The sequence below is a fragment of the Metabacillus sp. RB-C-LZQ-3-1 genome (assembly GCF_058315175.1).
Map to the genome: position 1 here is coordinate 427,154 of NZ_JBZFLI010000002.1, position 15,185 is coordinate 442,338.

At 33.6% G+C, this 15,185-nt stretch carries 16 protein-coding genes and 1 pseudogene; 2 read left to right on the forward strand and 15 right to left on the reverse strand.

The window, feature by feature from the left end; translation table 11 throughout:
* Positions 1–382: 382 nt before the first annotated feature.
* Positions 383–547: a hypothetical protein gene (locus AC4GZ8_RS05555; protein ID WP_491080801.1), complete on the forward strand. Its 165-nt coding sequence runs from the start codon at positions 383–385 to the stop codon at positions 545–547.
* Positions 548–655: 108 nt separating this feature from the next.
* Here the strand turns inward: AC4GZ8_RS05555 and AC4GZ8_RS05560 are convergent, their stop codons facing one another.
* From AC4GZ8_RS05560 to AC4GZ8_RS05625, 14 genes and pseudogenes are all read right to left on the reverse strand, one after another.
* Positions 656–1,264 carry a chloramphenicol phosphotransferase CPT family protein gene (locus AC4GZ8_RS05560; protein ID WP_491080802.1) on the reverse strand — a complete coding sequence of 203 codons (609 nt, stop codon included), beginning with the start codon at positions 1,262–1,264 and terminating at the stop codon, positions 656–658.
* 121 nt (positions 1,265–1,385) lie between these two features.
* Positions 1,386–2,252, reverse strand: coding sequence for a YitT family protein (locus tag AC4GZ8_RS05565; RefSeq protein ID WP_491080803.1), 867 nt, complete (start codon positions 2,250–2,252; stop codon positions 1,386–1,388).
* A 117-nt stretch (positions 2,253–2,369) separates the two neighbouring features.
* A pseudogene (locus AC4GZ8_RS05570) lies at positions 2,370–3,635 on the reverse strand (MFS transporter).
* 40 nt (positions 3,636–3,675) lie between these two features.
* Positions 3,676–3,930 carry a hypothetical protein gene (locus tag AC4GZ8_RS05575; RefSeq protein WP_491080804.1) on the reverse strand — a complete coding sequence of 85 codons (255 nt, stop codon included), beginning with the start codon at positions 3,928–3,930 and terminating at the stop codon, positions 3,676–3,678.
* Positions 3,931–4,092: 162 nt separating this feature from the next.
* Complete coding sequence (locus AC4GZ8_RS05580; protein ID WP_491080805.1) at positions 4,093–5,469, reverse strand: MATE family efflux transporter; 1,377 nt, start codon at positions 5,467–5,469, stop codon at positions 4,093–4,095.
* A 541-nt stretch (positions 5,470–6,010) separates the two neighbouring features.
* Positions 6,011–6,340, reverse strand: a complete 330-nt coding sequence (locus AC4GZ8_RS05585) for a hypothetical protein (protein ID WP_491080806.1) — start codon at positions 6,338–6,340, stop codon at positions 6,011–6,013.
* A gap of 137 nt (positions 6,341–6,477) precedes the next feature.
* Entirely contained in the window at positions 6,478–7,047 is a 570-nt protein-coding gene (gene cotJC / locus AC4GZ8_RS05590; RefSeq protein WP_491080807.1) for a spore coat protein CotJC, read from the reverse strand.
* Positions 7,048–7,067: 20 nt separating this feature from the next.
* Positions 7,068–7,328, reverse strand: coding sequence for a spore coat protein CotJB (locus AC4GZ8_RS05595; protein ID WP_491080808.1), 261 nt, complete (start codon positions 7,326–7,328; stop codon positions 7,068–7,070).
* Positions 7,325–7,573: a spore coat associated protein CotJA gene (locus AC4GZ8_RS05600; protein ID WP_491080809.1), complete on the reverse strand. Its 249-nt coding sequence runs from the start codon at positions 7,571–7,573 to the stop codon at positions 7,325–7,327. The genes AC4GZ8_RS05595 and AC4GZ8_RS05600 overlap by 4 nt, the downstream gene beginning before the upstream one ends.
* A gap of 345 nt (positions 7,574–7,918) precedes the next feature.
* Positions 7,919–8,824, reverse strand: coding sequence for a branched-chain amino acid transaminase (locus AC4GZ8_RS05605; RefSeq protein ID WP_491080810.1), 906 nt, complete (start codon positions 8,822–8,824; stop codon positions 7,919–7,921).
* Between the two features lie 684 nt (positions 8,825–9,508).
* Positions 9,509–9,850 (reverse strand): hypothetical protein, encoded by a 342-nt coding sequence (locus AC4GZ8_RS05610; RefSeq protein WP_491080811.1) that lies wholly within the window; start codon positions 9,848–9,850, stop codon positions 9,509–9,511.
* A gap of 189 nt (positions 9,851–10,039) precedes the next feature.
* The gene (locus AC4GZ8_RS05615) at positions 10,040–10,333 is read right to left on the reverse strand and encodes a TIGR04104 family putative zinc finger protein (RefSeq protein WP_491080812.1); all 294 of its coding nucleotides are present in this window, start codon (positions 10,331–10,333) and stop codon (positions 10,040–10,042) included.
* 189 nt (positions 10,334–10,522) lie between these two features.
* Positions 10,523–11,248, reverse strand: coding sequence for an alpha/beta fold hydrolase (locus tag AC4GZ8_RS05620; protein WP_491080813.1), 726 nt, complete (start codon positions 11,246–11,248; stop codon positions 10,523–10,525).
* A 128-nt stretch (positions 11,249–11,376) separates the two neighbouring features.
* The gene (locus tag AC4GZ8_RS05625; RefSeq protein WP_491080814.1) at positions 11,377–11,691 is read right to left on the reverse strand and encodes a hypothetical protein; all 315 of its coding nucleotides are present in this window, start codon (positions 11,689–11,691) and stop codon (positions 11,377–11,379) included.
* A gap of 341 nt (positions 11,692–12,032) precedes the next feature.
* Between AC4GZ8_RS05625 and AC4GZ8_RS05630 the strand changes: the two genes are divergently transcribed.
* The gene (locus AC4GZ8_RS05630; RefSeq protein ID WP_491080815.1) at positions 12,033–12,578 is read left to right on the forward strand and encodes a DUF3231 family protein; all 546 of its coding nucleotides are present in this window, start codon (positions 12,033–12,035) and stop codon (positions 12,576–12,578) included.
* Between the two features lie 396 nt (positions 12,579–12,974).
* On the opposite strand, the gene AC4GZ8_RS05635 is transcribed toward AC4GZ8_RS05630, so the two are convergent.
* Positions 12,975–15,110, reverse strand: coding sequence for a transglycosylase domain-containing protein (locus AC4GZ8_RS05635; protein ID WP_491080874.1), 2,136 nt, complete (start codon positions 15,108–15,110; stop codon positions 12,975–12,977).
* Positions 15,111–15,185: the final 75 nt, after the last annotated feature.

Below are 15,185 nucleotides of genomic sequence, written 5' to 3' on the forward strand. Positions count from 1 at the left end.
AATTTGTTTGAAATTTAAAGGATATTTTTCATCACTTAATGTTAAAAACGCTTACAAATAAACAGGTGTTTAGAAGGTTGAAAAGATTGACTGAAAATGTCGGATGAATGGTGGTTTAAACGCAGAAAATTTGTTGATAGAATAATAATTGTGTCAAGTTTAGTTGAGATAGTGTTCCTATCTCCAATATTAGTTGATCTATTGCTTTTGGTCATAACAGTTGGTTCAATGGTAGCGAATCCTGCTTGAAACTAACCGTCATTCTTCTTAAGCATGCTTTCATTCATTTGCATGGTTAAGTATTGACGGTTTTTATTTTTTGATCAAGAGGATTATCATAGAGCGAAAAATATGAATCATAATCTTAAGAGGAGGAGTAATTATGTTAAACCAAACGAGTACAATTAGTCAGCAAATTGTGGTGTATAAAGGAATAGAGTGTGAAGTCATCTATAATTATGGGAATGGGAATTATGAAATTGTTTTCGGAGAGCAAATTTTATTAGTAAAAGAATCAGAGATAAAAATGCAAAATAAAAAACATTAATTCCCAATAGTGTGGACTATATTTCTAATTCGGAAACAACATTCACCTTGATTACGATCGTAAAGAATTTAAAAATAAAAAACCAAAAGTTTTACTTTTTCCTATGGATTATAGGTTTCGTATTTTTTCAAAAGCTGTTGGAAATGGTCCATGCTTTATTCTTTGTTTAATCTGGTACGCACACTCTTCTGGAGAAAAAATAGATGTATCTACTTCTACATCGTAGATGCCTGGTTCATGAACGAGGTTTTGCCATAATAGAACTGGTTTTGGAATCTTCCCTTCAGTTGTGTAACCGATTTTCCAAGTATCAATTCTCCGTTCCATAATCACCTCAATGGGACATCGAACACCTACAAAATAAACAGGATAACCTTCTAAGATAGATGCGCATTTTTTGAGAATCCCTAATGGGGTTGAATAACCATCATGATGACCAACATCTACTACTACATTCAGACCTAGACGACTAAATGAAGCAATCGACTCGTACATAGCCATGTATAAAACTTCAACAATAGGCTCAAGATCTGGTCTTTCACCTCCAGGACGTAAACCAATACTTGGTTGATACGCATCTGGTGTCATTTTCATCAATTGATCAACACCAAAATTCATCCACACTCCTTCGAAAGTGGTTTGAATGACATTTGCAATGTTTGATTTACCGGACCTTGGAGTACCGTTTAAAATGATGATATTTCCTGTATTCTTCATTTTCCCCCTCCTAATAAGTAAGAAGTTGTTGAACATCTTGGAGTTATAACATTTATATTCCACTACTTTCGAAGACCTGTAAGGATGCAACTCAACCACAGATCTTCGATTTTTCCTATTATTAATGGGCTGTACTCTTTTTGAAATTACTTCCAGATACATCTGCCACATTTTCAATAGCAATCAATGCGCCAGGATCAATTTCTTGAGTAATAGATCGTAAATTAGATAATTCAATCCGAGTAACAATCATATAGATGATTTTTTTTGGTTCATTTGTATAAACCCCTTGACCGTGAATAAAGGTAATTCCACGACCTAATTTTTTCGTCAATATATCTGCCATTTCATCAGGTTTTTCCGAAATAATAGTAACAGATTTCATTTCTTCTATACCCTCAACGACAATATCAATCATCTTAAATGCTATGTAGTAAGTAATGATTGAATACATGGCTGTTTCCCAGCTAAACACTAATAAAGCAGCCAAAATAAAAATAAATAAATTCATAATCATAATAAATTGACCAACAGAGACAGGGCGTTTTTTGCTTACGAGGATCGCAATGATTTCCGTTCCATCAAGTGCCCCTCCTGTGCGAATAACCAATCCAACACCTGTTCCTAGGATGACTGCTCCTATAATTGTTGCTAAAAACAAATCATCTGTGAAGGGTTCATAATGATGGAAAATGGCAGTACTAGTTGATAAAATAATGACACCATATAGAGTATGGAGTGTGAATTTTAATCCTAGCCTTTTATATCCAATCACCAAAAACGGCAAATTTAGTAGAATTAGGAAAATACTCATCGTTAAGCCTGTTATTTCAGCGGCAATAATCGATAATCCAATCACTCCGCCATCTAAAATATTGTTAGGGACTAAGAAAAATTCAAGTCCAATTGCCGCGATAATTGCTCCAATTGTAATCATGACGATTTGTTTAATTTCTGTCTTAATAAATTTTCTCTTATTTTGTTTCATTCCTACTTTACCTCTCTCTCTCGAAAACCGGGAAAATACTTTTCAATCATATCATAAAACTCAAAAACGAAGGTTCATCGGAAAAAAGCATGACAATTTCCTTGTCATGCATAAACATTACACTAATTCATTTCGTCTATGAAGAATCTGATATAAAATATAGCAACTTCCAGAACATAATAAAGCGAGTAATGCAATAAATCCATAGCCTGCTTGTAAACCAATTAGTTCACTTTCAGCGTTGCTAAATAAATTCGCGACAAAATCAATGATGAAACCTATCATAAAGTTTCCGATTACACTAGCTATCCCCATTAAGGTTACTGTAAACGTAATAGCCGTTCCTGTTCCGTTTGGATATCGCTTAGCTAATAGCGCCATTACGGTAGGATATATAAGGGCAATTCCTATACCTGAAATCGCAAATAAAATGGCACCCTTCTCTCCTATCAATATCGCAGCAAAGCTGCAAATTCCTGAAAAAGCTGAAAAGAACATAATCGATTTGGTAAATCCAATTTTATCTGTTAAAGGGCCGAGCAATAATCTGGATAGCATGAAACAGAGAAAAAATAAAGACAGCATATGAGAAGCATCTGTTAACTCCCATTGATAGGCCTTTACTAAATAATTAATTAACCATCCACCAACAGCTAGCTCTGAAACAACTCCAAAGGATAAGATTGCAACGATTAACCAAGCAATTGGATCCTTCATAAGAGATTTAAAAGAAAGACCTGACCCCTCTTCAACATTTTCAGTTGGGAATTTTCCAAGTAATGAAGGGATAATTGGCAATAACGAAAAACATAAAATAAACAAATACATTCCCCGCCAGCCAAATACTTCTCCTTCAAACCAATTCCACCCCATGATGGAAGCGGCCATTATAGGTGCAACTGTTGAGCTTAACCCATAAAAAAAGTGAGATAGATTCATCATCATCCCGGTATTTTTCGTGAAAATCTGTGCTGCCAAAATCCCGAGTCCAATTTCTAACATACCGTTTCCAATGTATAAAAAGAAAAAGGAAGCGGAAAGGGATGTAAATGTTGTAGAAAAAAAGATTACCAATCCTGCTGCTGTCATGGACAAAAATGCTGCGATACCCGTCTACTTTATACCAATTTTGTTCGCTAGTATTGATGTAAATGAACATGCAATTAAATATCCGAGTGAATTTAAGGCTAATAGTGATCCAAGATGGGTTTGACTTAATTGAAAATCACTTTGAATTACAGGGATGGCGGGTCCCCTCACATTTTCGGATAATCCAAATATGAGAAAACCCCCAAAGACAATAAAAAGCATGAGCATATAATTATATTTCGCGTTATTCGAAACTGCTTTAAGTGATGGTTGCTTGTACTCAAGATCATTCATAAGTTGTCCTTCTTTCTAATTTGAGAGGAAGTTGTATGTTTTATGAAACAGTCTGTAATAAATAAATCGCTTTTACTTCATCTTCAATTTTTACGTAAATATCATAATGGCTTTGACCTGCTGTGGGAGGTTGAATTTTGTATGGTATATCTGCTGTTTTTAAAATGTTAATGATTAACAAATATTCCTCTTTATTTATACAGGAGCTAATAAGTTTCCATTTTCCATTTTGGTGTGAACGGTAGAGTGAAAAAATAACAAATAGCAAAGAAAGTACAGCAATGATCTCGTACAAAGGTTTCCCCCCTAATTGTCATATGTTATTCACTATATTAGCGGACTGTATAATTCATGTATGCTTCTTTAGTTCCACATATCCATTTGGAACTCCTGCAACTTTTACAGCGGATAACAAACAATTTTTATGTAATTAACACTCATAAATAGCCCGCCCTTATCAGATAAAGTAACGAGCTGTTTCATTATTAAGAGGAAATTTTAAATGTGTCAACGACTTAACAGATAAGGATAAAAATAATGATCTGCTTAATGTGAAAAGATGAAACGCAAGCCAAAGTTGATGAGGATTCAGGCTCCAATTAAAAATCCATAGAGTGACAAGAAATACAATCAGCGCATAAAAAATAGAGTTCCGAATAAAATGAGCCTCTGTTGCACCTGAAAAGACACCTTCTAATTGTAGCCCCCAAAAAGCAACAATTGGATAAACAGCCATCCAAATCATTAAATTAGCAGCTTGATTCTTTACTTCTCCAATCGATGTAAAAGCTAGTAATATAAATTCACCGCAAATGATCATGAATAAAGACAGGCAAATGGCTGAACCGATTCCCCATAAAAACGATAAGGAAAGAGTTCTCTTAAATAAAGAAAGCTGATGGCTTCCAATTGACCTTCCAACTAGAACGCTTGAAGCATTAGCAAAACCAGAAATTAAATATGCCATGATATAGTGTATTTGTAATAAAATAGCATTTGCAGCTAGAGTAATTTCCCCCATCCTAGCCCCAATTGTGGTAAAAATTCCTGTCATTAACAGTAAGCAAACTGATCGTAAAAATAAGTCGCGATTTACAATGAGCATTTTGATTAACGGTTCTCTTTGTAAAACCAAGGATAATCGGAGAGAAATCGAAGTTATCTGTTTAGACTTGACCACAAAAGCTAATCCAATTAATACCGTACTTATTTCAGCGAAAACCGTTGCATAAGCCACTCCGGCTACACCTAATCCGAAAGCCAACACAAACAGAAGATCTAAGGAAATATTTACAAGATTCATATAAATTTGTGTGGCAAGTGAAAGCTTTACCTTTCCAATTCCCATCAGCCAACCAATTAGTACATAATTTAGTAATGCAAAGGGCGCACCCCATATTCTGATAGAAAAATAGGTAGATGTCAGTACTTCAATTGTTGGACTTGCTCCAAAAAAATATAGAGATAACTGTAAAATAGGAAATTGAAGACAGATAAAAAGGCATCCTATAAAGATGGCAACAAACATTGGCCTTATAAACGATAACACAATCTCTTTATCATTATTGGCTCCACTTGCCTGTGAAGTTAAACCGGTGGTACTAACTCTTAAAAAACCTAGAAGCCAGTACATAGTATTAAAAATAACGGCTCCAACTGATACGGCTCCAATTGCTGAAGCTTCAGGCATTCTCCCTACAACCGCTGTGTCAACAGCACCTAATACCGGTGTAGAAATACCGGATATAATGAGCGGAATAGCTAATGTTAAATATTCTCGGTGTGTTACACTTTTTTTCATTTCTAATTGAAACGAGGATGGATCATGTTTCATTTCTTTCTCCTTAGATAAAAAATATGTATAAATTCAGGGTTAGATTTAAAATCGAAATAATTACGATTTATATTATAGACTGTTAGAATAATTGTCAAGTTTTAATAAGTTTAAAAATGAGCTGCCTCATTAAGATTTGAAGAGTTTCTTACGACTACGAAGATATATTCACGAATTTGAGAATATATTTACGATTTAAACAAGATATTCACGATTTTTGGCTATATATTTTCGATTTGCCAAAATTCGACATAGATCTTCAAGCGAAAACTGTCTAAATCAGCAGTCCCTTCCTTTGCAAAAGAAAATGCAATTCTTCTTTATGGAAGAATTGCCCCAGTTAGCCATCACTGCCCATTTATTAGAATAGTTCAAAAAAATTTAACAGAAGTTCCACAAATATATGAAAATAGCTGAAAGTATCCGTGCAATAAAGAGTAAACATTAAAAATTCAGATACTAATCAACACGACATATTCTACCCATGCTGACATGTTAATAACTAATCATCCCAAAGAACATTTATTTTTGGCTGTCAGTATCATACCCATTTTATATGAGAAAATAGCAAGTCTCCATAATCTGTAGAGTCAAATACCTCAAAAAATTTATATGTTGGTTTTTCATTTGTGAAATTTTGAAGTTCTTTTTCTAATTTTGGAAACAAAACTTGGTGTGCCGACTCTGCATCTTCTTTTGTATCCCAATAGTTTAATGCTCTATACTCACAAAGTGGATCATCAAAGAAATATACGTTACCTCTAAATCCAGACAATCTTCTACTCAATTTATCAAACTCTTTACTTAAATTCTCAGCAACTCCTCTTTGCCCAGTTCCTAATTTATAATGTACCAAGCGTGCATAATACATTTTATACCCTCCCCTATTCAGTTACTTCTAAATTTATGAAAATTTTAATAAGAATATGAAAATGAAATTCTTACTTAAGCGGAAGGGCTTTTTTATTACTTTATGAGAGAAATCTATAACTTTCTCTTTATACTTTATTAAAAAATCTTTTTTCTGTCCCTCTCATCTTTTAATATTTCTACAGCTTCACGAAAACGTTGTGAGTGTACAATTTCACGTTCTCTTAAAAACCTCAAACTATCGTTTAAATCCGGATCATCTGAAATATCAATTAGCCATTGATATGTAGCTCTTGCTTTTTCTTCCGCGGCTATGTCTTCATAGAGATCCGCAATAGGGTCTCCTTTCGCTTGGATATATGTTGCTGTAAAAGGAACACCCGCAGCATTATTATAAAAAAGGGCGCTGTCATGATTAACATAATGTTCTGTTAAACCAGCTTCTTTCAATTGTTCTGGTGTAGCATCTTTTGTTAATTTATAAATCATCGTTGCAATCATTTCTAGATGGGCAAATTCTTCGGTGCCTATATCATTTAATAATCCAACAACTTTATCTGGAATAGTATACCGCTGATTTAGATAACGTAGTGCAGCTGCTAATTCTCCATCTGCTCCCCCATATTGTTCCATAAGATATTTAGCAAGTGTAGGGTTACAGGTGCTTACTTTTACAGGATATTGTAATTTCTTTTCATAAAACCACATAAAGTCACCCCTTTGTTAACCTATATTTGCCAAGGCCATGGAGTTGTTCCCCAACTCCAGTTTGCATCAGTATAACTATTTCCAAATTGTTGAAGAGGTCCATATTTAGCTTCAAAATTCTTTTTTAGCTGTTGGGCATATTGAGCATATTCATTAAACTGGAGCATTGCCTGTTGATCATTGGGATGTGTATCTAAATAAAGAGTTAATTCAACAAGTACAAAATCAACAGCTTGAATTTCCTCTAAATCTTCGTAATACTTCGGAGGCACTTTTTTCATTTAGGATCCCTCTTTTTCACTTTATATGGGTTTTCATAATAATCCCAAAATGCTGGCCATAATGTTCCTTTTTTTAAGGCTTCTTTTGGAGAGAATTGTTGCATATTAGGTTGTTGAAATCCCATATAAAGGTTTGGAGGAGTAGAATAGTATTTTATTTCAATTGATCTGCAAGGGTCATAGAAGCCATGAAACGGTCTGTACGCTTTTAAAGGCGTAAATGTGGATTGTTTATGATTGTTCATTTCGGACCTCCTTCGCTTAAAAGACCTTGATACATCATATGCATCTAGAAAAATGATCATGTTAAAATTTAAAATGTACTTCAATATTGTATTTAGTGAAAAACATGATTAGGGCATCAAAAGACTGATCTAAAGGTTTTCCCACAATATCTTTGCCTCCATTAATTAAAGCTGTATAAAAAAGAGAACTCAATTTAGGATCTCCTTTGTGCTGCTTGTTTAAAAACTAATTCAATCAAGATATTCCATTTATTAATATTTGCGTTTTCGTTTATCTGATATATGATACAAAATATTCAGCAAATATTTTCAGATGATTTCTTGAAAAAACAAAAATTATCTTATTTAATATACCGGCGTACAATAACTTAAATATTTCCTATTTCTCCCTCTAACAATCTGATCATAATAAGTTCTTATTTCTTTTGTAATTTGTCCCTCTTCACCAGTTCCAATTATTCTATGATCAATTTGTATGATAGGTTTAATACCGATGGCAGTACCTGTAAAAAATGCTTCATCAGCTGAATATAGCTCAGATCTTGTTAGGCTCTTTTCAAAAAAGGGTAACCGTAATTCATGTTTTGCTAATTGCATAACGGTGTCACGAGTAATACCTGCAAGAATATCATCGGAAATTGGAGGTGTCATTAATTGGTTATTTTTTATGATGAAAATATTTTCACCTGGTCCTTCACTTACATTTCCTTCTTCTGTTAGAAAAATTGCTTCATCAAACCCATTTAACTTAGCTTCGGTAGAGGCTAATGCTGAATTTAAATAACCTCCTGTGGGCTTTGCTTGAGGCGGTATCATATTACTTCCTAAGCGCGTCCAGGAAGAAACACTAACATTTAAAGCTGGTTTTGAAAAGTAATGTTTAAACTGCATGCAATAAATCATTACTCGATTAAATGAACCTATCAAATCAGGACCGAGTGTATTTTCGCCTTTAATGCATATCGGACGAATATAAACATCTTCACGAACATTATTTATTTTTAATAATTGAATCGTCCAATTAAATAATTCTATCGGAGAGAAAGGTATATTTATATTTAAAGATTTCCCAGATTCATAGAATCGTTTATAGTGATCAAAGAGTCGAAAAATAAACAGTTGTTTTTGATTCTCATTCCAAAAAGCCCTTATTCCTTCGAAACATCCCAATCCATAATTTAATCCTTTATTTCGCACGCTAATAGAAAACTCTGACTCATGTAAGAATCTGCCCTGATCAAAAATATACACTATCGACCCCTCCTGTTTTATAGTTCAACATATATGTATAAAAAATGGAGGGAATTAATTCTTTAATGATTATAAAAAAGCAAACGAACATGACACCCTTAATGCATTGATACATTAACAGATTAATAAACAGTGTTTTTCACTTACTGTAGAAAAATCCTTGCTATATTAGATGACCAGATTGCTAAAGACGATCCTATGATTAAACTGGCTCAGGTTATCGACAATAAAAAAGATCTTCAATCGAAGATCCTTTTTGCTGATCGTTGTATTAAAACGCCATGATTGCGGAAGATTAAAGACTTCCTTAAAATATAGTAAATAATACTGATAACCACATTGAAACTATTATAATAACAAACCAAAAACCGATAAATTTAAGGGAAATAATTATATATTTATTCTTTTTCCATGAAGGTTTAATCCATGCTAATTCTAAAAGAGAATGAGTATTTTTAATGAATATATATGCAAATCCGCAAAAGATTAACGAGAATAGAAACAAAGACGAAACTTGACCTGCCATCCCTAACCCCCATTTATTTAGGCCGATTTTATCTTTTTACTTTTTAAACTAAAATTATTTTTAGATACTTTATTTTTTTCTAAGAAAAGACCCTTATCCTATTATGGATAAGCGCCTCAAATTGTTGATGATCCATTTTAAGTAATCTGTACTTTACTTTATGAAGAACTGTCAAGTTTAAAGAAATCCGCTGGATACATAAAACCTTTAATAACTACTCGTTTTTCATCATTTTCTACTTGAAAAATTTGCATGCCTTCATCTGTTTTACCAATTTGTTTGCCAATCTTGAATTGACCATAATAATCAGGATTGATAAACTGTTCTGGTTCAGATAGATATATGTTACCGTTAAGATTTAATTTATGAAAGGCATATTCTTCATCTTCAATAACAGTTGTATTATAGTTTTTCTCTAACTCATACGTCGGTAAATTATTGCTACAACCACCAATAATAAATAATAATGTGATCAATAAATTCATCAAAAGTTTTTTCATTTTATGGTATATTCCTCTACTCGTTATTAAGCATGCTCATTAACTTCAATACATTTGTTTACGAATTGCCTAATATCCTTTACATATCAAAGAATTTTAAAGCACATTTCTATTTATGAAAGTGAACAATGAACTTCGATTGTTGAAGAGTTTAGGTATAATATTTTTTTGATTAATGTATTTGTTGGTTTAAGTCTTTTTATCTTTAAACCTTACTAAGAACGGAGTTAGTAAAGAACCAATAAATGCTATGAAGATCCCAAGACCAAAAGTTAATAATGCATGATCAAAAAGGCGATAGAAATTCATAAAGGTTAGCATCGGTAAAACAGTAAGAAAAGTAACTACAAACCGTCCAGAAAAAGTAATACGATGCTTCGTACCACACTTATCACATATAATTGGAGAGTACACCCAACCCAAAAACGACCGATAAATACTATTCCAAATAAAAGGCATATTGCATTTTTGGCATTGTTGCACAGCAAGAACCACCTTCATCACAATATTTTCCTAATTTACATAATCTCAATCCTAATTATTCTACAATATGGCACTTTAATGAAAAATGCCGTTAGTCTTGTTCAAGATAAGCTCCTCGATTGTGGAAGATGTTTAATGAAATAAAGCACCTTATAGTTTAGTTTAAGTATAATCCTTCACAATTTAAAGTTAACTATTTTCAATAAGCTTTTTTATTGCATTGACTACCACTTCTGGTTCATCATTTTGTATATAATGAGCACTGTTTTCAGCAATGACGAATTCACCGTCTGAGGATATTTCAAGAATCTCTCTCTGCATTTCATTCCATAACACTTGTGATTCCTTTGAATAATGATCTTTTTTACCAGCCGATAGAACAATTAGTGGGATATTTAATTTTTGTCTAGTTTCTTTTAACTGCTTTAGGCTTTCCATAAATTCATCATAATTACCTTCATAAATAAATTGGTTATTGTATGCTTCCTGAAAATCTTTAGACATCGTTATAAGAAATCTTTCTCTATATTTTTCTGGTGTAGAGTCAACTAATATTAAGCCGCAAACCTCGTTAGGATATTCAGTAGCATAAATCCGTGCATTGACTCCACCAAATGAATGACCTACTAATATGTAAGGTGGTTTTATTTTTGCTCGATTTAGAAGTTCATTCAGTTCTTTAACCATCTCTCTACTAGTCCTAGGATTAGAACTTTTTTCGCTTTTCCCTAAACCAGCTCTATCATAAATAAGTACTTCCGTTAACATTGAAATTTTTGAAATGATCGAATCCCAAGATTTTGAATAATCTCCATACCCTGATTCCATTACAATTGTTGGTTTGTCTTTTTTCTGTCCAAACAATTTTGCAAATAGTTTAAAATCACGAATTTGCACAAATATTTCTTTTGTCAAAAAACTCTTCCTCTCACAATGTATTAGATTTTTATACAAGGAATATTTAACGGAATACATTTTGTTTATCAAGGATAAATGAATCCCTTTTTGATTATTTTAATTTTACAAACTGGAACTTGGCATTCCTATTTTGTTGTAATATTACGATATACGATAAGATTTATTGTATTTAATATGATGGTACCAATAAGTAGAACTGTTGCTGCAAACGCCACAGCATACATGGTGTCCATTAGAGCACTCCAATCCTCAATCTTTACGAGATGATAGTTATAGAAAATTTGGAAACATAGCGAAATAGCACATGCACTGATGCTCATAAGAGAAAGAACAACCCAATTCTTATAGTTATGATTTTTAGATCTCAAGAGATTAACCACTGGGAGTGTCCAAGCAATTAATCCAAGCACGAGACTTCCAAGATTAAGTAAACCAACCATGTTTTTCTCCCCTTTTTATATCCTCATTCTTGTTCAACAATTCTGGTCGTTTATATAAACGCAAACCCTTCCTAATTTTAGCATAAATGACAAACTTTGTTGCTCCAAAATAAAACCCTTAATGTTACTCCTAAACATGGTATAAAAAAGATAAGGTCTACTCTTAGGTTTGATAAGATATTTCGCATTGCATTGAAGTAGTTTTCTTAACAAGTTTATATACTGAAAATGCTAATTGGAGAAAAGGAAAACCCGATTGGATCTAATTATCGACTTCTGAATAAAAAACCTAACGAGACAAACAATATAAATAATGAAGCTTCAATATCAGGAGGGTGTACATGGTAAAAGTATGGGAAACAGTTATGGATGCCATGAAATCCATGGCTGATCAGGATGAGGATCAACCTCTACATGTTGGAGAGGTAATGTCATGTTGGATTTATTTATCAGGTCTTGAATTAGCAAAAGTTTCTGTACAAGTAGGTTTAAATACCACAACGGATAGTGAACTAAAAGCAATACTTGAAGAGGATATGAAACTAGGAACAAGTCAAAGAGAACGACTCCATGAATTTATGATGAAGGAAGGAATTACATTACCTCCTGCACCAGAGGATATGCCAATATCAGACCCTAACAGTGTTCCTCTTGGTGTTAAATTAACAGATGAGGTAATTGCGAACGAATTATCTTTAAAAATAATTAGCTTAATTATGCGTGCAGCTGGGTCAGCATCAGAATCTATTCGTACAGATGTAGGTTTATTGTTTATTCAGTTTCAAGCAGAAAAATTAGCTTTCGCGACTAGATTAAAACATTTAATGCGAAAACGAGGATGGATAAAAGTTCCCCCGTTTTATCTACCACCTGGTTCTAAACAATAATAAACAGAGCTTTTACAGTGATACTCCGAAATCGTATACAAATGATACAGAGTAAGAATGTATTTTTTCTAGCCGGCTACTATATACATATTGAAGTATTATCGGGTATTAAAAAAAGGATCTTCAAACGAAGGTCTTTTTTGCTGCTTATTCAATAAGCGACTGAATATTGAAGATCGTTATTGATTAAAGGTTTCGAAGCTAGAATTTATAGAAGTAAAGGCTGCTTGGCTATCTTTCTTCTTTTTCAAATTAACAATATCACCACAATATTCCCCACATAAGTTCCTAAACCAATCTCCCTTAATAAAAAAAGGCGATTATTCTTCTTGAATAATCGCACCTATTACTAGAACATAAAAAAGAAAAGCCCTATGGTATGAAACGTCATTATAATTAGTCGTCTTCATCTTCCTCCTTCTCTCTTTCTTTTTCTCTCTCATCCTTTTCTTTTTCTCTCTTTTCCATTTCCTTCTTTCTCTCTTCCTTTTCTTCTTCTTTCCTCTTCTTTTCTTCTTCTTTCCTCTTCTTTTCGTCATCCTTGGCCTCTTTTTCTCTTTCTTTCTTGGCCTGTTCTTTTGCCTTTTCTGCCTTTTTCTCTTCCTTTTCTCTTTGCTCTTGCATTTTTTCTATATTCCTAGTAATCAGTGAAAGATCAAATGATGTTTTCGTTAATTCTGATTTAGCTTGTGTGATGATTTCTTTAAAGACAACTGTAGCGGTTTGACTGCTAGAAGATGACAAGTAGTGTTGTTCATCTGTTTTATCATACCCTAGCCATATGGCACCTACTAGTTCCGGGGTATACCCGACAAACCAGTGATCATTTGAACCGCCAGCCATTTCAAAAGGTAATTGTGTTGTTCCAGTTTTACCTGCTATGTCAATCCCATCTACTTGTGCTTTTTTTCCTGAACCTAGTTCCACTACTCCCTTTAATAAATAAGTGATTTTTTTGGCAACTTCAGATTCTGTCACCCGAGTTGCTTTACTTTGCCACTCGGCAATGACATCTCCGTTTGTGTCCTCTATTTTTTGAATTGAATGGGCTTCAACCATTACACCATCATTTGGGAAAGCAGAAAATGCCTGAGCCATTAATAAAGGTGATGTTCCTTTTGACATTCCACCAAGAGCAAGGGATAAACTATGGTCTTCTTTTTCCAATGGAATACCGAACCTTTCTACAGCTTGTATTCCTTTCTCTAGTCCTATTTCATTTAATAGCCATACGGCTGGCACGTTATACGAATGAATAACGGCATCAAATATAGTCGTTTGGCCGCGATATTGATGATCATAATTTTTAGGCTGATATCCACCTTCAAATGTAATAGGTTGATCAATTAATAGATCAAATGGTTCATAGCCTTGCTCTAAAGCTGGTGTGTAGACCGCTAAAGGCTTCATTGTTGATCCTGGCTGACGTACCAATTGGCTTGCATGGTTAAACCCACGGAATGTATGGTCGCCTCTACCTCCAACTAATGCCTGAATTCCCCCTGTGGAAGGATGAAGAAACACTCCACCACTTTGAATGATCTGATCCGGCTGGCTCTCTGGAAATAATGTTTGCGTTTTGTATACTTTTTCAGCAGCCTTCTGAATAACAGGATTTAATTCTGTGTAAATATGAAGGCCGCCAGATAATATCTCATTTTCAGTGACATTGTATTTTTTTATTGCTTCCTCGATTAAATAATCGACATAATAAGGATATTTCCCCTTATATTCGTCCTTAACCTCTCTTTTATCCAAAACGATTTGCTGTGCTTTTGCATTTTCCATTTCGTCTTCAGTGATGTATCCTTCTTTTTTCATCAGTGATAAAACAATATTTCTTCGCTGAATTGATTGATCAATATTTTTTATAGGAGATAATGTTGAAGGCGCTTTGATTAGTCCAGCAAGCATAGCTGATTCACCTAATGTTAATTGTTTAGCGTCTTTTCCAAAATAGGTTTGTGCTGCTTTTTGAATCCCCCAAGCTCCTTCTCCAAAATAAATTTGATTTAAGTACCTTTCCATAATTTCATCTTTTGAATAAGTACGCTCAATCTTTTTCGTCAAGATTACTTCCTTTATTTTTCTTGTATAGGTCCTTTCATGAGAAAGAAATACATTCTTTGCAAGCTGTTGAGTAATCGTACTTCCACCTGCTACGATTTCACCACGTAACAGATTGGTTACACTCGCTTTCAATATAGCAAAATAATTCACTCCATGATGATGATAAAAACGTTGATCCTCAGTGGCGATAACTGCATGAACCATTTCTTCCGGTATTTCATCTAATGTAATACCTTCAATACTAGAATTCGAGATTTTACTTGCTATATTTCCATGTTGATCATAAATAATCGTTGGCTGCGGAGCAGGTTTTTCTAATTTGCTCACATCACTTGACCAAATCAATATATTTAGGATGAAGATACCACAGATTGCTATAATAAACAGAACTGCCAGTATTTTGATTATCAATCGATTAGAAAAAAGCCTTTTAAATGATCTTTTTTCCTTCCTTTTTTCCATTCTCCCCAAGTCTTGTCCCACCTTCAAAGCTGTTAATCTCTTGATTGTTTTGTATATTGGTTTATTGTTGATCAG